Origin of the sequence: Rhizobium lentis (assembly GCF_017352135.1) — a bacterium.
Classification (GTDB): Bacteria; Pseudomonadota; Alphaproteobacteria; order Rhizobiales; family Rhizobiaceae; genus Rhizobium; species Rhizobium lentis.
Window position 1 is genome coordinate 767,379 of sequence record NZ_CP071455.1, and the last position, 19,524, is coordinate 786,902.

The window sequence follows — 19,524 nt, forward strand, 5'->3', positions numbered from 1 at the left end:
ATCGACATCTTTGCCCTGTCACTGGCCGCGCGCCCCCTCGATCCACTGTTGGCGGCGGAGGCATGGAGAAAGAGCGGCCGTAAGGTGACAATTGCCACTGTTGTTGAGAGATGGGGTTCAGCGCCGCGGCCCGCCATCTCGTGATCGACAGCGACGGCAATTTTGAAGCCTCCGTTTCCGGCGGCTGCCTCGAGAGCGCCATTATCGCCGAGGCACTCGATGTCATCGACAGCGGCGAACCGAAGATGCCTGGAATTCGGCGTTGCCGATGAGACGGCCTGGCGTGCCGGGCTTTCCTGCGGCGGGCGGATCCACATCTATGTTGATGGGCTCGACTGATGGAGCTTTGCCGTAACTTGATCGGATACCGATGGCCTTCAACGGCCATCGGTGTTGTCGACGCTTCGCATGGCCGTGGGTCTCGGCTCATCATAAACTCGACTGCCAAGATGTAGCTCGGCGTTGTCAGCAGAATGTGCCGGAAATGTAATTGGTTGATACAAGTGCATGACTCACCGCTCCTGCCAAGTTGTCTTGGCTCCGGCTGCAAGTTGTCCCGAATGCAGAGAACACTGATTTGGCAGGCTCTTTAGGACAGCTGTCGTAAGGGTGATGTCTTCAGGTGCCTTGGCGAGCTGCGAAACTTTGATACACTTTTTGGACTGCGAAAACCTGCCTCATTGAGGTATCTTCTGGGAAGAAATGAGGTTACTCGCATGGACAATTCCGCTCATATTTTGGTTGTTGATGATCATGGAGATATCCGAGATCTCGTCCAACAATATCTTGAACAGCACGGGTATAAGGTCAACGCTGTCGATGGCGGCGCGGCGTTGCGGCGCCTCCTTGAAAAGCAGACCGTCGATCTAATCGTTCTCGACGTGATGATGCCTGGTGAAGATGGGCTTTCCGTTTGCCGCCACCTGCGCGCGACGACCAACATCCCCATTATTTTTCTCACCGCAATGGCGGATGACACAGACCGGATCATAGGTTTGGAGCTTGGTGCGGATGATTATCTGATCAAGCCGTTCAATCCGAGGGAACTGCTGGCGCGCATTCGCGCAGTATTGCGGAGATCTGGCAACAGTACCTCACAATTTGCCACGGCGACTCCAAAGAACGTCCGCGTCGGCCCGTGGCGGGTCAATCTCGGGCGACAGGAAATCTCGGGCGATGACGGTGTTGGGATCCCTCTGAGCTCGGCCGAATTCCGGCTTTTGAAAGTGTTCATGGAGCGGCCAGGGCTGGTGCTGAGCCGGGAACAGCTCCTTGATCTGACGGTTGGACGAACTGCGGACATCTTCGACCGCAGTATCGATAATCAGGTCAGTCGCTTGAGGAAAAAAATCGAGGACAATCCGAAAAACCCATCCATCATCAAGACGCATTGGGGGGGCGGTTACAGTCTTTCGGCAGAGGTATCTCAGGAATGATAAGAACCTGGACGAGAAGCCTCGCTGCCCAGGTCATTGGGCTTATGCTGACCGCCCTGCTCGTAGCGCAGGCGATAACGTTTGTTATATCTTGGAACGAGCATTCCAAGGCGCTGGATGCAGCCGCTAAAAGCGAATTCTTCAGTCGCGCTCGCACGCTCACTCGTCTTGTCAATGAGGCAGCGCCGCCGCTTCGCCAACAGGTGCTGACGGCCAGTGAGACAGGAGATTCCCGGTTTTGGATCACGGACCGTGAGGCAGCAGATGCGCCTGCGTGGCGGCTGGAAGCCGTCAAGCAATTTGCTCGACCGCTCGAAAATTATGTTGATCTCGTTCGCGTTTTCGAAGGGGGTGAGGCGGTCGCACAAATCCCCAACGCAAATAAGGTTGCGTCCTCCAATCATGGCGAGGATTGGAGAACACCATTCCAGGAATTGTGGGCGCTGCCTCAGCCAGTGAAATACACGTATTTTGCCGGTGCACGCGGGTATGGCATGGTCGTCAAACTGGACGACGGGAGATATCTCAATTCAGCGTTCTACATGAAAAAGGGAAGTTGGTGGACGTCAACATCCCTGAGATCGCTGGTTCTGACGGCACTTGTCCTCGCTGTCATCGGCGTTTTGATAGGGAGCCGCATCGCGCGCCCCCTAAAAAGTCTGGCGATAGCTGCGGAGGCACTTGGGCGTGGCGAAAATCTACCCCCTCTGGAAGAGAAAGGGCCGGAGGAAATCCGGCGCACGGCAGCCGCGTTCAACCAGATGCAGGCGCGTCTACATCGGTTCATCGATGACAGAACCAAGATGCTGGCCGCAATCGGCCACGATCTGCGAACACCGCTCACTTCTCTCCGGCTCAGGACGGAGTTCGTAAAAGATGAGCAGATCCAGCAAAAAATGCAGGCCACGATCGAAGAACTTCAAAGCATGACCGAGGCCGCGATAGCCTTTGCACGAGGGGAGTCCACGGAAGAGGAGACACGACCTATACAGCTCGAGGCGCTGGTAGGCAGCATTTGTGATGATCAGGAGGACCTAGGCAACCCAGTTACATTCGTTCGCGCCGCGAAGATAACATACCGGTGCCGGCCTGATGGACTAAGGCGTGCCGTGCGCAACATCGTAGAAAACGCAGTTCGGTACGGAGGCGAGGCAAAGGTGACCATTCTCCAGACCAAAGCCACTGTCGATATCGTCGTCGAGGACCGCGGACCAGGTATTCCGGAGGAGATGAGAGAAAAGGTCTTCGCTCCATTCTTTCGGCTGGAGGCTTCTCGCAATAAGCAGACCGGCGGGATCGGGCTCGGACTTGCAATTGCGCGGGCAGTCGCTCGACAGCATGGCGGCGATATCGTCTTCATCTCTAAAAACATAGGGATGCGGACCATTATTTCGCTGCCACGTCACGACAACGGCGACCCCGAGCGACCTCTTAGCAAAAGAACTTGGAACTTGAGAGCATTGGTGGAACGGGCTCGGCGCGGACGACGGGTAAAACCAGTGTCTCCCTGATGACTGCCTGGTGGCCGGCATCCCCCCTATTCATCGTGTCCTCCGATACGGCTTCCTAGGCGACAGGGTCCGTGCTTCGGAGTTCGAATGCGTAGCCGAGGATGCCGCGAGTGGGCCCTGCACCAGCAGCACGCTTTGGACATGCGGCAAGCCGCCGCTAGGAGAAGAACTGGCCTATTTCGCCAAATACTGGGATGGCCTCTGCATCTTTTTGACCGATGGTTGCATCGAGATCGACAACAACAGCGTTGAAAGAACCATACGACCTGCGTCGGGTCTGAGTTGAGCGACCGATCTGGGCCGCGGTCCCCTCAGGACGCGTCTGCGTGAGGCTGGCACGTCAACGAGCCGAGCCATCGCTCGGATGGTTGCACCACGACTTGCGAGGCGAGCTGCATTGCATCGGCCACCCTCGCAACATCGGTAACCTGAGCTTAGCTCAGCCCGCCATTCGCGAAGACGTTTTGACCGTTGATCCATGCCCCGTCGCCCGCGCAGAGGCTTGCGATAACACCGGCGATGTCTTCCGGTTGACCGAGCCGGCGCAGCGGCGTCCGCTCCGGAATTCCTCGCAACGCCTCTTCGCCATGTTGGCGCAGAAGCTGCGTGTCAACAGCACCGGGTGAAATGGCATTTACCGAAATGTTTCGGCCACCGAGTTCCTTAGACAGAACACTAGCATAAATCGTTTGCGCCGCTTTAGTCGCGGCGTAGGCTCCGGTGAACGCTGGATTTGACAAAGTAATGCTCGAGCTTAGGGTTACAATTCTTCCGCCGTCGCGAACACGCCGCGCCGCTTCACGCAGCACGTTGAAACTGCCGGTAAGGTTGGTTGCGATCATTCTGTTGAAGGCGTCGTCAGTCATCTGGGCGAACGAACCGACGTTCATGATACCGGCATTGCTGATCACGACGTCAACACCACCGAATGCTTCATCACTGGCATCGAACAGAGCCCCGACGGCTGCGGGATCAGCCACGTCGCCTTGGCGGACAATCGCGCGTCCACCGCTTGCCTTGATCTCGTTGGCGACAGCCTCGGCCAATTCCCGGTTGGTCAGGTAGTTTACAGTTACCGCAAAGCCATCACGAGCCAGCCGGCGGGCTGTTGCTGCCCCGATCCCTCGTGATGATCCAGTGATGATCGCTGCTCTACCCGCGCGAGACGAGGTGGGCGGTTGTGCATCGCTGCTTTGTGCCGTAGCTGCGGTGGCGAACGCAACTGCTGCCGGAGCTGTTGCAGCAAGAGCTAGGAAAGTGCGGCGGGAGTTGCTGAGGTCGTTCATAATCTATCTCCAAATATCGGGTGATGCGCCAAGTCCCGGTAGCGCATATCTGTGCTGGCGGACGAGGATGGCTGCGAACTGACATGGAAGTTTGGGCCGGGGTCGGCGCTCGGTTACCTTGGTCGGCAGCACGCGCAAAGCGTGGATGCGCGCGCGACCTTCTGGGCGCCCTTATCGTCGCCTTGGCGGATCAGGAGCCCAGCTCGAGATGTATTGACCGAGCGGTGATTTCTGTCATGTTTGGCTCGCTCCTCGCTTGGTTGGCAACCTCAAGCTAAACGGAGTGTCCAATGACCAAAATGCCTGAATCTTCAAGAAATTTGCCTATTCCTGCGGAAGGCGAGAGCATGCCGGTTCCAAACCGGGTACTTTCCTGGCCGGGGAGACTTCCGGAGCCGCGAGTGCCAACACCTCTGCTGTCGGCTGTTACTGCCTATATTGACGAGCAGGGTGGAGGGCAGGGTCTGTTCCCCACGCCGATCGATGGCTTCAACATTGTCCGGTCGTTTCAAGCAATGATGCCGATGCGCGCCTTGTACCGCCCGTCATTGTGCGTGGTCCTGCAGGGAAGCAAGGAGATCCGTGTTGGATCAGAAAAGCTCGACTACGGTGCAATGGAGTGCCTCGTCGTCAGCGTGGAAGTCCCAGCGAAGGGGCGGATCGTGGAGGCAAGCCCCGAAACGCCTTACATTGGTGTTACCATCGATTTCGATGTAGCCACCATGCGTGAAGTCCTCGAGCAGCTCGACACTCCGCCAACTCCCACGGTAAGCGCTGTTCCCTGCTTCTTTGTCGGCAAGGTTGACGAGCCGTTGTCAGACTGCATCCTGCGCTTGGTTCGGATGTCTTCGACGCCCAAAGCCATTCCAATCCTAGCTTCCTCGGTGATGCGCGAGATCTGCTATTGGTTGCTTAACGGACCACATGGAGGTGAGCTGTGCAAACTGGCGCTGCCTGAATCGAACGTCGAACGAGTCGTGAAAGCCGTCGCGATGTTGCACACAAATTTTGCGCAAAGGCTTAGAGTTGAACAACTTGCGAGCGAGGCGAGAATGAGCCTGTCATCGTTTCACCAACACTTCAAAGCCCTGACCTCGATGACGCCTCTTCAATTCCAAAAACAACTGCGCCTTCTGGAAGCTCGGCGTCTGATGGTGTCGGAAGCGGCCAGTGTCGCCGAAGCCGCATACAAGGTTGGCTACGAAAGCCCATCTCAGTTCAGTCGCGAGTATTCCCGAACCTTCGGCACTGCACCGAAACAGGACGTTCTCAACCAGCAGCGACTCTACAGTCAGTACGCAAGTCGAACAGTGCGCACTGCTTAAATGAGTAGCAGGTCTCATCGCGCTGTGCTCGGTGGCGCGACCTCTTTCCGTGGATTTACGCAAGCGCATTGCCGACGCACTTGCCGAGGGCATGACAGTGCGGGCGGCCGCCTTGCGCTTTGGGTAGCACGGCGACGGCAGAGCGGATCGGTCAGCTTGACCGATCTGGGCGTGGTTTGGCGCCGGCCAAGATAGGTGCACATCTCAAACCCATGCCGTGTGGCGCGGCGGCCATGGCCTTCGAAGACGCTGACCTTCCTCGCCCGACTGCGCCACGACCGTATCGTCGCGCCTTTCGTGCTCGAGGGCCCGATTAACGGCACCGCTTTCACCGCCTGGGTCGGGCAATGCCTGGACCACTAGCAAGCGGATCCATCAGTTCAGCCTTCCATACTGGCTTCGAAGTCGTCGAAACCAGACGTCTGCGGCAAAGCCTGATGCTCGCCAAATCGGAGCCCTGTAAGTTCCTCAGATATCCGCCAGAGTTGATCTGCAATATGCAAATCAAGGGCTTGCATTGGAATCGGCGCGACCTTCGGATAACCGCGAGTTTCCCAAAGCCTGCCGGGACCATAGTAGCTGCCGTTATTCGCATCGGGAGACGTCGCTGCAAATAGCGTCGGGAGTGCACCTTGCGCCGCTGGTTGGAAGAGAAACCACAGTAGGGAGCGCATAATCCCGTGCATACTGTATCGACCCGGTGCGTTGTGCAGAAGGTTGGTCCTTGAAACACCCGGATGGACGGCGATGCTCTTTATACCCCAATCGGCCGCATCGCTCCGTCGCTGAAGTTCAAGAGCGAACATCAAGCATGCCAGCTTAGACTGAGCGTAAGCCGGCATCGGTTTATAGCTGCGCTCTGCTTGCAGATTTTCGAAATCTATGACGACGCCTGCGCTCTTAACCGCTATGCTCGAAAGGGTCACGACCCGCGGCCGAGGGGCGCGCTGCAAAAGCGGCAATAAGTGAGCCGTGAGAGCAAAATGCGCCAGGTAATTTGTACCGAATTGCAATTCGAAACCGTCGTCGGTCGTCCTGCGTGTCGGAGGCGTCATCACACCTGCGTTGTTGATGAGGACATCAATGCTTGGGCAGATCTCCTCAAGCCGGCTGGCCATCGCCTTGACGGATGTTAGATTTGCCAGATCGATGACTTCAAAACTCACCCTTGCGTTCTGCGTAATAGTTTTTATCCGGTTGACCGCATCCTTGCCCTTCGCCCGGTCTCTTCCGGCAATGATCACATCGCCTCCGGCCTTGGCGAGCGCAAGGGCGCTCTCGAAACCAAGCCCACCGGTTCCGGTCACGACAAAGGTGCGGCCATGTTGAGGGGGAATGTCCCCGGCGTTCCAAGGTTTAGGCAAATTCGGTCCTTTTTATAGTCTTGAAGATTTGGCTTCGGTTGACTGCGAGCTAGAAGGTAGACGCGGAAGGCGCAAAGCAGAATGCCTGTTTCCTGAGGAAACGTGCCTATTTCTGTAAATCGTCACCTGGCCGAGGTCGGTGTTCTGGCTGTTGTGAAACGAGCACGTGCAAGACGATCGGGGAACATCTGCCGCCGGGAATGAGAGGAACAACATTGCAAACAGTTCGTCTTTACCGCCTTGTTCCAATGCATGTGCGGTCAGCGCTCGCGCATTGGAATTCTATCTGCCGTCGGGTCCTCCCATCTCGCGACATCTCGTTACACTTCATTACAATTAACAGGTTCGCCGGAGACATTCCTGCGACAGAGCCGGCGTAGGCTGCTTTCAATCGACAACGCAGTCTCAGCGGGTTTGCCTAGAGCTCGCGGAAACCGGAGGCGACCATGGACGATCGCGAGGACTATTTCAGCCGCTTCCACCACTCAACCTACAGTTACGTCAGGGGGCTGCTCGCCGACGTATTGCTCTTTGTCTTGGTTGTTGGGGTTGGATTGACGATAAGCTCCCTCGCAGCCTGAACTGCCTCGTGGGTTCTCATGGGAGAGGTCAGAGCACGGCGCGTAGCCAGATTTACGGTAGCCTTGTGTGGGCGATCAGCGGCAGGCTGCGCGAGGAGACCGAAATCGACGGACGTTTCGGCGGTTACCCAAACTGCGACCTGGCGGACCACATCGTCGCAGTCAACGCGGATATAGGCGAGATTGACGTCGGGATGATCGACGAGCCGGATCCTTTGGCCAAGGAAACAGCTCTCAAGGGTCTTGGAAATGGCGCGATGTGGGAGCATCAACGGCAATTGCCAATGCGCTTTATCATGCCACGGGCGTGAGGGTGCCGCTTGCCAATCCGCATCGAAGACATTTTGTAGTCAATGCAGGAAGGGACATCCCATGCTCATTCGAACCAAACGAGTGATCTTGACGGCAGCTTCGGCCATCCTCGCGTTGAGCGGGGCAGCGTTGGCCCATCATGGCGTCAGAGGAAGGTACGATGCGTCCAATCCAATTGTGTTGGTCGGAGAAGTTACCGCAACGACGTTCAGTCCACCGCATCCTATCATCATGGTACGCGTTGTCTCCGGCGATCTTCCCGCCTACGAACTTGGCAGGAAAGATGAATATTTAGGGCCGCCGGTCGTGCGCAAGGAGGACGTTGGGGCCGAGCGCGTTGTCGAATTGTCGCCGGTCCGAATGTTCTATGATCTCGAGGGCCGGCTAGAGGTCGGAGACCGTGTGACGATCGTGGCGCTCCGCAACTGCTTGCCGACACATCAATTGCGCAGCACCTGGCTTCGGCTCTCCACCGGCGAGGTCATTTCATACGAGGGCGACTGGGCGCCTGGGGTGAACGGATGCAGTTAGCCTCAATATTCGATTGGATAGAAACGCTCTCTGCGGTCCGGCTGATCGTGATCATCCCCGGGCTTTACCCGGCGATCTCGGCTTTACACATCCTGGGAATCGGTCTCCTCGTAGGGTCGATCGTAACAGTCGATCTTCGGCTGTTGAATGTTCTGGGACACGCCTTCGACGACGCCTTGCGAAGTCTCGTTCGAATAGCACTTGCCGGCTTCTTCGTTGCTTTCACAACGGGATTGCTCATGCTCTCCGTACGAATTCAGCAATATACCAGCAACCCCGCTTTTCTTGCAAAGATGCTGCTCTTACTGTGTGCCGGGACAAACGCGATTGCTCTCAGGTTCGCTACCGGGTCACCAGATATCAGAAGAATTCTGAATACTCGGCGTGCGCGTATAGCAGGTGGACTGTCGATCGGGATATGGGTGAGCACCGTCTTTTCGGGACGATGGATCGCCTTCCTATAGCAATCCCTTTGAACAATTGTTGAGTAGCTCTTTGGCGATGCCGGTCGCATACAAGCCGACCACATGCATTAGAGCGGCACTCCGGAACGGCGCATATGAAGGTGCGTCAAAGGTAGGGTCACGGCGGGCTCATGCCGCGATCTGGCTCTTGCCGAAACTATCCCGTACATCCCGCGCTGGTGAAGCTCCAAACAACCGGCCATATTCACGCGTGAACTGCGGAACGCTTTCATAGCCGACGGCATAGGCCGCGTTGCTGATCGGTGAGCCTTCAGAGATCATCATCCGCCGCGCCTCGATGAGGCGCAGTTGCTTCTGGAACTGCAGCGGAGACAGCGACGTGACCGCCCGGAAGTGATGGTGGAATGAAGAAGGACTCATCCCGGCGACTTCGGCCAGTTTTTCCACCGCCAGCGTCTCCGCATATGCGCTCCTGATAAGCGCGACCGCCCGGCCAATCCGGCTGGCATGACTATCGCTAATACCGAGCGCACGGATGTCTGCGCCATGACGACCTGCCAGGAGCCAGTAGTGCATCTCGCGGATCAGCTGGCTTTGCAGCAGCGGGATTGAAGCGGGACGATCGAGAAGTCGCATCAGGCGCAGTGCCGTGTCGGCGACTTCCGCTTCGGTCGGGTCGACGCGGATGGGAACGCCCGTTTCCGCTTGAGCAATGCCGATTTCCAAGACGAGCGACTGCGTCACCGCCAGATCGATATCGAGTACGAGCGAGTAGTAAGGGGCGCCGGCACTGGCCCGCGTAATCTGGCTGACATTGGGAACGTCGGCGGCAATCAGCAAGGAATCTCCAGCCCCGAAATCGAAGGTCGTGCTCCCCATGGTCACCCGCTTGGCTCCCTGAAGAACGAGGGCCACCAGCGGTTTGGAGATCGCAAACTGCATTTCGCTCGACGCCGTCGACCGCATGGCAAAAAGCCCGGGGATGGGCGTGCGCGCGACACCATGCATGTCAGCATTCGCGTCGGCGAAACGGCGCACGCATTCGAGGAGAGTGCTGTTCATCGTGTTCCACTCCGATCGACCAGAATGCAGACATCCTAAAGCGCGAGCGCACCTCCCGCAAGCGGGCTTGGCGGATTAGGCAAGGATTCTGAATTCCGCGACAATGCCGACCGTAAGGGCTTGCGGTAGCTCAAGTCATTCTGCAGCCCACAGCACGTGCTGGCCTGGAGAAATAGGCAAGGCATAGCGAGGATTCGGCAACCTCCGAGCCGCGATCCCTGTCATAAAACCCCTGTCACCCACAAACAGATTGAAGGAGAACGCACATGAATACAGTTTCAATCATCACCGGCGGTAGCCGTGGCCTGGGCCGCAACACCGCAGTCAGCATCGCGCATCATGGTGGGGACGTCATCTTGACCTACCGCAGCGGCGCTGCCGACGCGCAAGCCGTCGTCGCCGAAATCGAAGCTCTCGGCCGCAAGGCGGTGGCACTGCAGCTCGACGTGACGGACGTCGCCTCGTTCGCGGCCTTCGCTGACAACGTTCGGAATACCCTGTCGGCGACCTGGGGCCGCACCAACTTCGATCATCTGGTCAACAATGCTGGCCAGGGCGAAATGGCGAGTTTCGCCGAGACGACCGAGGCCCAGTTCGATGCTCTCTTCGACACCCATGTCAAAGGCGTCTTTTTCCTCACCCAGACGCTCCTGCCGCTGTTGGCCGATGGTGGCCGCATCGTGAATTTTTCCTCGGGCCTCACCCGTGTCTCGGCTGCCGGCTTCTCGGCCTATTCCGCCGCAAAGGGCGCGGTCGAGATTCTGACCCTCTATATGGCCAAGGAACTGGCCGGACGCGGCATCACCGCCAATACGGTGGCACCAGGTGCCATCGAGACCGACTTCCTCGGCGGCGCGGTTCGCGACATGCCCGATCTCAACAAGCAGTTCGCCGGCATGACTGCGCTCGGTCGTGTGGGTGTCCCTGACGATATCGGTCCCATGGTCGCAAGCCTGCTAGGTCCCGACAACCGCTGGATAACCGCACAGCGGATTGAAGTTTCCGGCGGTCAGGTCATCTGATGCAAGGAACCGGGAAGCCGCCGTCAGAGCTCGTGGCGGCTCCCTGCCACACAGGCGCGAAGTGGTCTAGATTCCAGCTCGCGCCAAGATTAAGGTCTGGCCGAGTTTTGATCTACCACACAGGAACGGCAGCCGTGGCCTCGCGGGTTGATCATTGCTATGCCACCGAGCCGACATAGGCGTGGCTTGCCGGATCGTCGCCGACAATGATGACCGCAAGGCCTGTCGTGACGCCGCTCATCTTTTCCAGCGCCGCCGTCGCACTCTTGACCGTCTCGAGTAAGGATGCAGCAACAAGCTTGCCGTCGATGACCTCGACCATCTCTCAGCCCATGCGTTCGGAGGCGTAGCTTCCGGGGCTGGCCGGGAAGACGACGGTGCGGTTGCCGTTGATGAAGGTGCGGTGATGGATATGGGCGTGGATGGCGCGCGCCAGCACCTGGCTTTCGACGTCGCGGCCGATCGAGACATAGTCGTCGGGTGACTGCGCATGGGTGATGCGCGCGGTGTCCTGCTCGATGATCGGGCCTTCGTCGAGGTCGGCGGTCACGTAATGGGCGGTCGCGCCGATCAGCTTGACGCCTCGGCTGTAGGCCTGCTTGTAGGGGTTGGCACCCTTGAAGCTCGGCAGGAAGGAGTGGTGAATATTGATGATCCTGCCCGACATCTGCTTGCAGAGCTGGTCGGAGAGGACCTGCATGTAGCGGGCGAGCACGATCAGCTCGGTGCCGGTCTGCTCGACGAGATCGACGAGCTGGGCTTCGGCCTGCGGCTTGTTCTCCTTGGTCACCTTGATGTGGTGGAAGGGAATGTCGTGGTTGACGACGACCTTCTGGTAGTCGAAATGGTTGGAGACGACGCCGACAATGTCGATCGGCAGGGCGCCGATCTTCCAGCGGTAGAGCAGGTCGTTGAGACAATGGCCGAAGCGCGACACCATCAGCAGCACCTTCATGCGGCTCTCACTGTCGTGGAATTCGTAATCCATCTCGAAGGGCGCGGCGACGGCAGCGAAATCGGCGCTGATCGCCGAGCCGGACAGACCCTCCTCGGAAATGAAGCTGACGCGCATGAAGAACCTGCCGGTATCGAGATCGTCGAACTGGCTGGAATCGATGATGTTGCAGCCCTTCTCCGCCAGATAGCTCGAAATCGCCGCGACGATCCCGCGCGTCGATTGGCAGGATATTGTGAGCACATGGGTGGTCATGACAATCCTCAGTCGAACCGCCATCGAGCGGTCTATTAAAGTTGATACTGATAAGATGAGGGAGATCAGGCGGCGAGCAGTTGTTTCAGCTTGATCTGCGGTGCGGCGAGCGCTGCCGGATCGGGATGACGTCCGGCGGCGATCAGCATCTCGGCGAGCCGGATATCGCGAGCGATCGCATTGCCCGGTCCGATGCCGCTCGCGGCAAGCAGGCGGCCATCGGCGCCAAGATGGAAGAGAATGAAGGCCTCGGTAGACAGATCACGTCGAACCGTCGTTACAGCCCCCTCGGCAAGCCCCGCGATCTGCAGCGTCAGATCGTATTGATCCGACCAGAACCACGGCACAGCGGCGCTGGTTTCTTGTGCGCCCATCATGTTGGCGGCGGCAAGCGCGCCCTGCTCATGCGCATTGCGCCAGGACTCTAGCCGGATACGCCGGCCACCGTAGTGACGGATCGGAAAGGAGCAACAATCCCCGGCCGCGAAGATATCGGGATCGCTTGTTTGCAGATGCTGATCGACCGCGATGCCGTTGTCAATGACAAGGCCGGCCGCATCGGCGAGCGCCACATTCGGAATCGAGCCGACACCGACGACCACAAGGTTTGCCGCAATCACCCGGCCGTCTTCCAGCGAGATGCGCACGTCACTCGGTCGTTCATCGATCGCGGCGATTTTTATGCCCAAGAGAAGGTCCACGCCCGCGCCGCGATGGCGGTTGCAGACCACCTCCGCGATTTCTGCTGGCACGGCGCGGGTAAGAACGCGCGGTAGGCCTTCGAGAAGCGTGACGCCTGCGCCGAGTTTTCGGGCGCTAGCGGCAAGCTCCAGGCCGATGAACCCGCCGCCGATGATCGCGATATGGTTGCCTTCGGCCATGTGCGGGCGGATGGCGGAGGCATCGCCATAACTGCGCAGGACGCGGATGCGGCCGTGCGAATACGGCGCAGCTGGTAGTTCTCGTGCACTGGCGCCAGTTGCCAGAAGAAGCTTGTCGTATGGAAGCCGGGAGCCGTTCGACAGCGCGACGTTTCTTCCGTTCCGGTCGATTGCGATCACCGACACGCCTGTGATTATCTGGATGCGCTCCGCCTCGAAGCGGGCGGCATCGGCAACGAACGTCGGCTGGGCGCCCGCGACGATGGCATCTTTGGAGAGTGGCGGCCGCTCATAGGGCAAGAGCGGTTCCGTACCGACGAGCGTGACAGCGCCGTCGAAACCCCGTTCACGCAGCGCAAAGGCTGCGCGTGCGCCGCACTCTCCGGCGCCTACGATGACAAAAGAGGACATGACCAAGCCTCGCGTGAGAGAGAAAGTAAAAACGCGTTCCGACCGGATGCTTCAGACCGGCAGTTCGACCAGCACCGTCCCATCCTCGACGCGCGCCGCGTAGACGTTGAGGTTCTTGCATACCGGCAGGCGCTTGTTGTCGCCGGGAAACTTGCCATTGTACTTGAAGCGGTTTTCCTGGGTGCGAAGGATATACAGGCGCAGTTCCGGCACGATCAAATGCCAATAGGCGACGGCAGAGGCCGCGAAGAGCACGTTCCACGGCAAGAAATAGTGTGGCAGCCATTTCAGGAGGGCCACCGGCTTCGGAGGCAGGGTGAAGACAGGGGCGGTCTCGATCCGTCCGTCGGGAGCCCAATCGCCCCGCTTGTTGAGTTTGCCAAAGCTCAGGTCATCCATCGGGGTCTCCGTCAGATCGATTGGGCGAGAGTGAAGAAGCGTTCGAAGGCGGCGTCATCCATATCCACCTGATGCCTCGTTTCGGGGTAGGCGCCGCTGGCGACATCGGCAGCAAATGCGCGGAAGGCTTCAACGCGTTTTGTCTGCAGCTCGGCCGTGAGGGCGACGAAATCGGCGTATCGTTTGGCATGGCGGGGATAGTGGTCCGCATGCGTGCCAAGCACGTCCGACGAGAAGAGATATTGCGTGTCGCAAGCCGAACCGCAGCCCATTCCCATGGTGATCATCGGCGTGTTGCGGGTGATGTAGTCGGCGAGGCGCACTGGCACCACTTCGACCTCGATCGCAGCGGCACCCGCATTCTCGAGATCCCTCACGGCGCGTAGTACGCGTAGCGCCTCCTCCGGTGTCCTGCCGATCGCTCGGAAATTTGTCCATGTGGCGCGGTTTGGAACGAGCCCGACATGACCGGTCACAGGTATGCCTTCCCGCGCCATCGCCTCGATGAAATAGGGAGAATGCGAACAATAGATGGAGTCGGCGCCACGTTTCAGCATCTCGAAACCGAGACGGATTGCTTCTTGCTGCGATGAAACGGCACCGTGAGGCATGCCCACCGACAGGAACGCAAACGGCACGGCCGCGCGAATGGTTTCGAGATTGTGGTTCGGTTCGCAGGACAGGATGGTGATCCCGCACTCCATCGCTGCCGCGGCTTCCTCAGCGTTGTCAACATGCAGCTGAAGCCACTTGCGCGAGCCTTTTTGGCTCTGCAAGTCATGGACCGTGGTGCGTCTTGTCATCAGATCTCCCCTCGATTTGGGGCGATCATAGTCTGCAGGTAGAGCATCCGCTGCTGGTTTGCTGATCAAATCAGATCAAGCACTCGGTCTCAGAGATTTTCCCCAGGATTGCAACGAACCGGATCGGATCGTTGGTGACGGGCTCGTTGATGAGGCCGAGACGGGCGAGCATCAGATCAAGCTCGCGGCGCCCCATTGGTATCCATCGCAAGTCGCACTTCATCCTTGAACCCACCAGATCTGAAAGGCGAGATCCCCGATTTGGCAGCGTTGGCGTCAGCGCTGAATCTTGCCGGTAATCGGCGTCTTCTACAGGCTTGCGGGCCTGAGGGCTGCGGGTACGGTTGTTTATGACAGTTTTATGACTGAATATACGGCGCTCTCCGTCGTTACGGCGAAGGACCTGGGCCGAGGTGATCATGCATGAAACAGAACTGAAGTTCGAACTTTCGTCATCTGGTGCGGCACAGCTCCTGAAGAAGAATCCGTTCGATTCCTCGCCCACGATCCTTCAGCAAAAGTCCATTTATTTTGACGCTCCCGGATGGGAACTTTCCAAGCGCGGCGTATCGCTGCGCATCCGGCAATCGGGAAACGAGCGGATACAGACCGTCAAGGCCGGCAATGGCGCCGCGGTCGGATCGTACACACGCGAGGAATGGGAACAACCAGTCGCGGGCGATCTACCAGTTCTTGATGATCCCGAAATCCGAGACCTGCTGGCGGGCGCTGGGCCGAAGCTGGCGCCCGTGTTCGAGGTTCATGTCAAACGGCATCGTTGGAACGTCGCCGATGGCGACGCCACAATCGAAGTCGCCTTGGACCTCGGCAAAGTGGTCGCGGCGGATCGCGAGGCGCCGCTTTGCGAGATCGAGTTTGAAAGGAAGGCAGGCTCACCGACAGCGCTGTTTGCGCTCGCCCGAAAGGTCGATCAGATGACGCCGGTGCATCTCGGGGTGCTCAGCAAAGCGGAACGGGGCTATCGTCTGCTGGGGGCAGCACCCGGCGCTGTGAAAGCAAGCCCCACTCCGCTCACGTCCGAGATGAGCGCGGCAACCGCTTTCGCGCACATCGCCGCGGCCTGTCTCAGGCAGTTTCGTCTCAATGAAATGGCGCTGACTTGGTCCCGCGATGCCGAAGCCCTGCACCAGGCGCGTGTGTCGCTGCGACGGCTGCGCTCCCTTTGTTCAATCTCCAAATCCCTGTTTGAGGACAGCCGTTTCGACCACCTGCGAGAAGAATTGAAATGGCTTGCCTCGGAGCTTGGCGATGCCCGCAACATCGACGTGATGATCGACCGCGCTTCGGGCGAAGCTCTGTCGCACCGTCTTCGAGACGCTCGTGATGACGCCTACGGGGCGGTCAAAGCAGCGCTCTCCTCGGTGCGTGCGCGCTCCTTGATGATCGATACCGCCGAGTGGATCTCCATCAGAGACTGGCGAACTAACCAATCGGGCGAAGCAGGGCACGATCAGTCTTCAAGGGATTTCGCCGCCGGTGTGTTTGATAAACTTTGGAAAAAGGTGGCGAAGCGCGGCACCAATCTCATCGAGGCCGACGACGAGACACGCCATGAGGTGCGCATAGCCGCAAAGAAACTGCGCTATGCGGCGGAGTTCTTTGCGCCGCTCTACGCGAGCAAAGGGGAAAGCAAACGCCACCGTCGCTTCATCACGGCCATGTCAGATCTTCAGGATGAGCTCGGTTCTCTGAACGATCTCGCCACTGCTTCGGATATGCTGTCGGCCTTGGGACTTTTGGATGTGGCGGGCGCGGAAGAGCTCCTCGGCGCGAACGACAAGGCGAAGCTCCTTCAACAAGCGGCAGAAGCGCACGACAACTTTGTCGAAACGAAACGTTTCTGGCGCTGAGGCGATCATGGTCGGTCGGACGGCGTTGCGGTTGCGTCGCGCAAAGTAGGGGAGGGGTCTTTCAAGACCCGGATGCCTTGGTGAGATAGACCAGGAAGCGATCGCGCCGGCGAAGCCTCGCAGTTCGCTCCCAATGTGGGAGCTGGCGGCGGAAGGGACATTTCAGTGAAATCGTCAGCCGAAAATCGTCCATCATCTATCGGCCAAGCCTAGCGGGGCATGCCGACATTCCCGTTTGAAATGACGAAGTAAAAACCGACAGTGTTCCAAGGAACGGCGCCGGCCGGAGTTGACGCGAAACGTCTTTTTGACGATACGGCGCGGTGGCGCATGGCGGAAATCCGCTGACGAGGCAAATGGAACAAGTGCGGAGCATGGGTTTGAAACGGGCGGTGGACTTTTTCCTGGCTTTGGTCGCGTCGATCATCCTGCTCTTTCCGATCCTTGTCGTCGCGCTTTGTGTACGGCTGACGTCGCCAGGACCAATTCTCTACTGGTCAAAACGTGTCGGACGTTTCAATCAGATCTTTCTGATGCCGAAATTCCGCAGCATGCGCGTCGACACGCCAACAGTCGCGACACATCTGCTCGAAAACCCCGAGCGGTTTCTGACGCCGATCGGTTCGTTTCTGCGCAAATCCAGTCTCGACGAACTGCCGCAGCTCTGGTGCATTCTGGGCGGCAAGATGAGTTTCGTCGGGCCACGGCCGGCGCTCTACAACCAGTATGATTTGATCGAATTGCGCACGGCCCACGGCGTCGACAAACTCCTGCCCGGATTGACCGGATGGGCGCAGATCAACGGGCGGGACGAACTGCCGATTCCGGAGAAGGTGAAATTCGATATCGAATATCTCGAGCGGCGCTCGATCGGCTTCGACATGCGCATCCTGTTTCTGACGGCCGAGAAGGTACTCCGCCGTAGGGGTATAAAGCATTAGATTACCTACTTCTGATAGATAAGCGGTGCGGAAGACTTTGATTTCCGATTATTTCAGTTGCGCCCGTTGCAGAAAATGACAAGAAGGTGGTTGTCCGATTGATCCGCGAGACGCTGGGAAGCAATGCCTGAAAATACCCCCACTGAGACGCCACGCTCGGGATGGTTCTTAGTGCCGATGCAGGCGCTCGTCGCCCCTCTGCTGGCGATGCCGCGTGCTGCCAAACGCGCGCTCGCCTTGCTGGTGGATTCCGGCCTTTGCGTCCTGACGATCTGGCTGGCTTATTGCTTCCGTCTGAACGAATGGACGGTGCTAACCGGCGTGCAGTGGTTGCCGGTCTTCGTTTCCTTGTGCATGGCGCTTCCGATCTTCATCGTCATGGGCATGTATCGGGCGATCTTCCGTTATGCCAATATGGCCGCTTTCATTGCGGTGCTGAAGGCCGTTGCGATCTACGGCGTCGCCTTCATGACGATATTCACGGCGCTGAGCGTCCCGGGCGTTCCGAGAACCGTCGGCATTCTCCAGCCCTTCCTGCTGCTGATTGCGATCGGCCTGTCGCGGTTGGGTATCCGTTATTGGCTCGGGGATACCTATCAGCGTATCCTCCACCAGAATACGCTCGCCAAAGTGCTGATCTATGGGGCAGGGAACGCCGGGCGCCAGCTCGCCGGCGCTTTGACGAACAGCGCCGAACTCAATGTCGTCGGTTACCTTGATGATGATCCGCGCCTTAAGGGCGGCATCATGGGCGGTTTGCCGATCTATGATCCATCGGATCTTCCGGTGCTTGCCGAAGCTCTTGGCGTGCACAACGTGCTGCTTGCTCTTCCCTCCACATCACGACAGCGTCGCAATGAGATCCTGGAGCGCATCCGCAAAGCCAGGGTGAATGTTCGAACATTGCCGGATCTCACCGCGCTTGCTCAGGGGCGTGTCGCCGTCTCCGACATTCGTGAACTAGAGATCGAAGACTTGCTGGGAAGGGAAGCGGTAGCGCCGCGGCAGGAACTGCTCGACAAGGCGATGCGCAACAAGGTGGTGATGGTCACGGGCGCCGGCGGCTCGATCGGCGGCGAGCTATGTCGCCAGATCCTGCGCAATGCGCCGTCGAGCCTTATCCTCTTGGATCAGAACGAGTTTGCGCTCTATAATATCCACGCCGAATTGCTGAAGCTGGCCGAACTTTACAAGCATGAGAGCGTGCAGATCGTCCCGATCCTCTGTTCCGTCCGCGACCAGGATCGCATGGAACATATCATGCAGAGCTGGCGGCCTCAGACGCTCTATCATGCCGCCGCCTACAAGCACGTGCCTCTCGTCGAACATAATGCCGTTGAAGGCATCAAGAACAATGTCATGGGGACGTTGGTCACCGCCCGCGCGGCGAATAAATGCGGGGTCTCGAATTTCGTGCTGATCAGCACGGACAAGGCCGTGCGCCCTACGAATGTGATGGGCGCCAGCAAGAGGCTGGCGGAGATGGTTCTGCAGGCGCTTGCGGCAGAACCGGCCGCCGACAGAGCGCGGACGAATTTCTCCATGGTCCGCTTCGGAAACGTCCTGGGTTCTTCCGGATCCGTTGTGCCGCTGTTCCGGCAGCAGATCAAGGAAGGCGGCCCGGTTACCCTGACGCACCCGAAAATAACCCGCTATTTCATGACCATTTCAGAAGCCTCGCAGCTTGTCATTCAGGCCGGCGCCATGGCCGAGGGCGGGGACGTTTTCCTGCTCGATATGGGCGAGCCTGTTCGCATCGCAGACCTCGCCCGCAAGATGGTCGAGCTTTCCGGATTGACCGTCCGTGACGACGATAATCCCGAAGGGGACATCGAGCTTTCCGTTACCGGCCTGAGACCCGGCGAGAAGCTTTATGAAGAATTGTTGATCGGGGATAATCCTGAGACAACCGAACATCCGCGGATTATGAAGGCGCGTGAGGATTTCCTGTTCTGGCCGGAGCTTTCGAAGAAGCTCAACTCGCTCAACGCCGCATTGGATCGAAACGACATGGTCGCGGCACGTGCGACCTTGGCAGAGCTGGTTTCCGGCTATTCGTCAACGGGCGAGGTTTCGGATCTGGCCTTCACCGGGGCCGAAACCATTACGGCAGCCTGAAAGCGTCAACACGCCCCAGCCTCATGCGCGGCAAA

The 19,524-nt window shown here is 58.6% G+C and carries 18 protein-coding genes and 5 pseudogenes; 14 read left to right on the plus strand and 9 right to left on the minus strand.

All coding sequences use genetic code 11. The annotated features are described in order from the left end of the window. The first annotated feature begins 21 nt into the window (after positions 1-21). From J0663_RS25815 to J0663_RS25830, 4 genes and pseudogenes are all read left to right on the plus strand, one after another. Positions 22-339 (plus strand): annotated as a pseudogene (locus J0663_RS25815) (XdhC family protein). Between the two features lie 377 nt (positions 340-716). Then, the gene (locus J0663_RS25820; RefSeq protein WP_207244839.1) at positions 717-1,436 is read left to right on the plus strand and encodes a response regulator; all 720 of its coding nucleotides are present in this window, start codon (positions 717-719) and stop codon (positions 1,434-1,436) included. Next, positions 1,433-2,947, plus strand: a complete 1,515-nt coding sequence (locus tag J0663_RS25825) for an ATP-binding protein (protein WP_207244840.1) — start codon at positions 1,433-1,435, stop codon at positions 2,945-2,947. The genes J0663_RS25820 and J0663_RS25825 overlap by 4 nt, the downstream gene beginning before the upstream one ends. 145 nt (positions 2,948-3,092) lie before the next feature. Then, positions 3,093-3,215, plus strand: a pseudogene (locus J0663_RS25830) (IS66 family transposase); the annotation flags it as partial. Between the two features lie 166 nt (positions 3,216-3,381). Here the strand turns inward: J0663_RS25830 and J0663_RS25835 are convergent. Continuing rightward, the gene (locus J0663_RS25835; RefSeq protein WP_207244841.1) at positions 3,382-4,233 is read right to left on the minus strand and encodes an SDR family oxidoreductase; all 852 of its coding nucleotides are present in this window, start codon (positions 4,231-4,233) and stop codon (positions 3,382-3,384) included. 347 nt (positions 4,234-4,580) lie between these two features. Between J0663_RS25835 and J0663_RS25840 the strand changes: the two genes are divergently transcribed. Next, positions 4,581-5,558 (plus strand): AraC family transcriptional regulator, encoded by a 978-nt coding sequence (locus J0663_RS25840; protein WP_259666097.1) that lies wholly within the window; start codon positions 4,581-4,583, stop codon positions 5,556-5,558. Between the two features lie 243 nt (positions 5,559-5,801). Further along, positions 5,802-5,912, plus strand: a pseudogene (locus tag J0663_RS31440) (IS630 family transposase); the annotation flags it as partial. 26 nt (positions 5,913-5,938) lie between these two features. Here J0663_RS31440 and J0663_RS25845 read toward each other — a convergent pair. Next, entirely contained in the window at positions 5,939-6,922 is a 984-nt protein-coding gene (locus J0663_RS25845) for an oxidoreductase (protein ID WP_207244842.1), read from the minus strand. 446 nt (positions 6,923-7,368) lie between these two features. Here J0663_RS25845 and J0663_RS31655 point away from each other — a divergent pair, with 446 nt between their 5' ends. The 4 genes from J0663_RS31655 to J0663_RS31765 all read left to right on the plus strand — a co-directional run bounded on the left by J0663_RS31655 (position 7,369) and on the right by J0663_RS31765 (position 8,810). After that, complete coding sequence (locus J0663_RS31655; protein WP_259666089.1) at positions 7,369-7,503, plus strand: hypothetical protein; 135 nt, start codon at positions 7,369-7,371, stop codon at positions 7,501-7,503. Between the two features lie 65 nt (positions 7,504-7,568). Then, positions 7,569-7,814: a hypothetical protein gene (locus J0663_RS25850; protein WP_207244843.1), complete on the plus strand. Its 246-nt coding sequence runs from the start codon at positions 7,569-7,571 to the stop codon at positions 7,812-7,814. 61 nt (positions 7,815-7,875) lie between these two features. After that, complete coding sequence (locus J0663_RS25855) at positions 7,876-8,346, plus strand: DUF6152 family protein (protein ID WP_207244844.1); 471 nt, start codon at positions 7,876-7,878, stop codon at positions 8,344-8,346. Next, complete coding sequence (locus J0663_RS31765; protein WP_311043475.1) at positions 8,337-8,810, plus strand: DUF6644 family protein; 474 nt, start codon at positions 8,337-8,339, stop codon at positions 8,808-8,810. Before J0663_RS25855 ends, J0663_RS31765 begins: the two co-directional genes overlap by 10 nt. A 129-nt stretch (positions 8,811-8,939) precedes the next feature. Here J0663_RS31765 and J0663_RS25860 read toward each other — a convergent pair whose 3' ends face one another. Further along, the gene (locus J0663_RS25860) at positions 8,940-9,833 is read right to left on the minus strand and encodes an AraC family transcriptional regulator (RefSeq protein ID WP_207244845.1); all 894 of its coding nucleotides are present in this window, start codon (positions 9,831-9,833) and stop codon (positions 8,940-8,942) included. 266 nt (positions 9,834-10,099) lie between these two features. On the opposite strand from J0663_RS25860, the gene J0663_RS25865 reads away from it, so the two are divergent. Further along, positions 10,100-10,855: an SDR family NAD(P)-dependent oxidoreductase gene (locus J0663_RS25865; RefSeq protein WP_207244846.1), complete on the plus strand. Its 756-nt coding sequence runs from the start codon at positions 10,100-10,102 to the stop codon at positions 10,853-10,855. Positions 10,856-11,021: 166 nt separating this feature from the next. Here the strand turns inward: J0663_RS25865 and J0663_RS25870 are convergent. The 6 genes and pseudogenes from J0663_RS25870 to J0663_RS25895 form a co-directional block, all read right to left on the minus strand. Beyond that, positions 11,022-11,177, minus strand: a pseudogene (locus J0663_RS25870) (tetrahydrofolate dehydrogenase/cyclohydrolase catalytic domain-containing protein); the annotation flags it as partial. A gap of 3 nt (positions 11,178-11,180) precedes the next feature. Further along, positions 11,181-12,065 carry a formyltetrahydrofolate deformylase gene (gene purU, locus J0663_RS25875; protein WP_207244847.1) on the minus strand — a complete coding sequence of 295 codons (885 nt, stop codon included), beginning with the start codon at positions 12,063-12,065 and terminating at the stop codon, positions 11,181-11,183. Positions 12,066-12,130: 65 nt separating this feature from the next. Then, positions 12,131-13,357, minus strand: coding sequence for an NAD(P)/FAD-dependent oxidoreductase (locus tag J0663_RS25880; protein ID WP_207244848.1), 1,227 nt, complete (start codon positions 13,355-13,357; stop codon positions 12,131-12,133). Positions 13,358-13,489: 132 nt separating this feature from the next. Further along, positions 13,490-13,756: pseudogene (locus J0663_RS25885) on the minus strand (sterol desaturase family protein); the annotation flags it as partial. An 11-nt stretch (positions 13,757-13,767) separates the two neighbouring features. After that, entirely contained in the window at positions 13,768-14,559 is a 792-nt protein-coding gene (locus J0663_RS25890; protein ID WP_207244849.1) for a 3-methyl-2-oxobutanoate hydroxymethyltransferase, read from the minus strand. A 70-nt stretch (positions 14,560-14,629) separates the two neighbouring features. After that, positions 14,630-14,980: a hypothetical protein gene (locus J0663_RS25895; RefSeq protein WP_207244850.1), complete on the minus strand. Its 351-nt coding sequence runs from the start codon at positions 14,978-14,980 to the stop codon at positions 14,630-14,632. Here J0663_RS25895 and J0663_RS25900 point away from each other — a divergent pair. From J0663_RS25900 to J0663_RS25910, 3 genes are all read left to right on the plus strand, one after another. Next, on the plus strand, positions 14,979-16,430 hold the full coding sequence (locus J0663_RS25900; RefSeq protein ID WP_207244851.1) for a CYTH and CHAD domain-containing protein: 1,452 nt from the start codon (positions 14,979-14,981) through the stop codon (positions 16,428-16,430). The two genes, J0663_RS25895 and J0663_RS25900, sit on opposite strands and share 2 nt — an antisense overlap. 374 nt (positions 16,431-16,804) lie before the next feature. Next, entirely contained in the window at positions 16,805-17,371 is a 567-nt protein-coding gene (locus tag J0663_RS25905) for a sugar transferase (RefSeq protein WP_207244852.1), read from the plus strand. A 123-nt stretch (positions 17,372-17,494) separates the two neighbouring features. Next, positions 17,495-19,489: a polysaccharide biosynthesis protein gene (locus J0663_RS25910; RefSeq protein ID WP_207244853.1), complete on the plus strand. Its 1,995-nt coding sequence runs from the start codon at positions 17,495-17,497 to the stop codon at positions 19,487-19,489. Positions 19,490-19,524 lie beyond the last annotated feature (35 nt).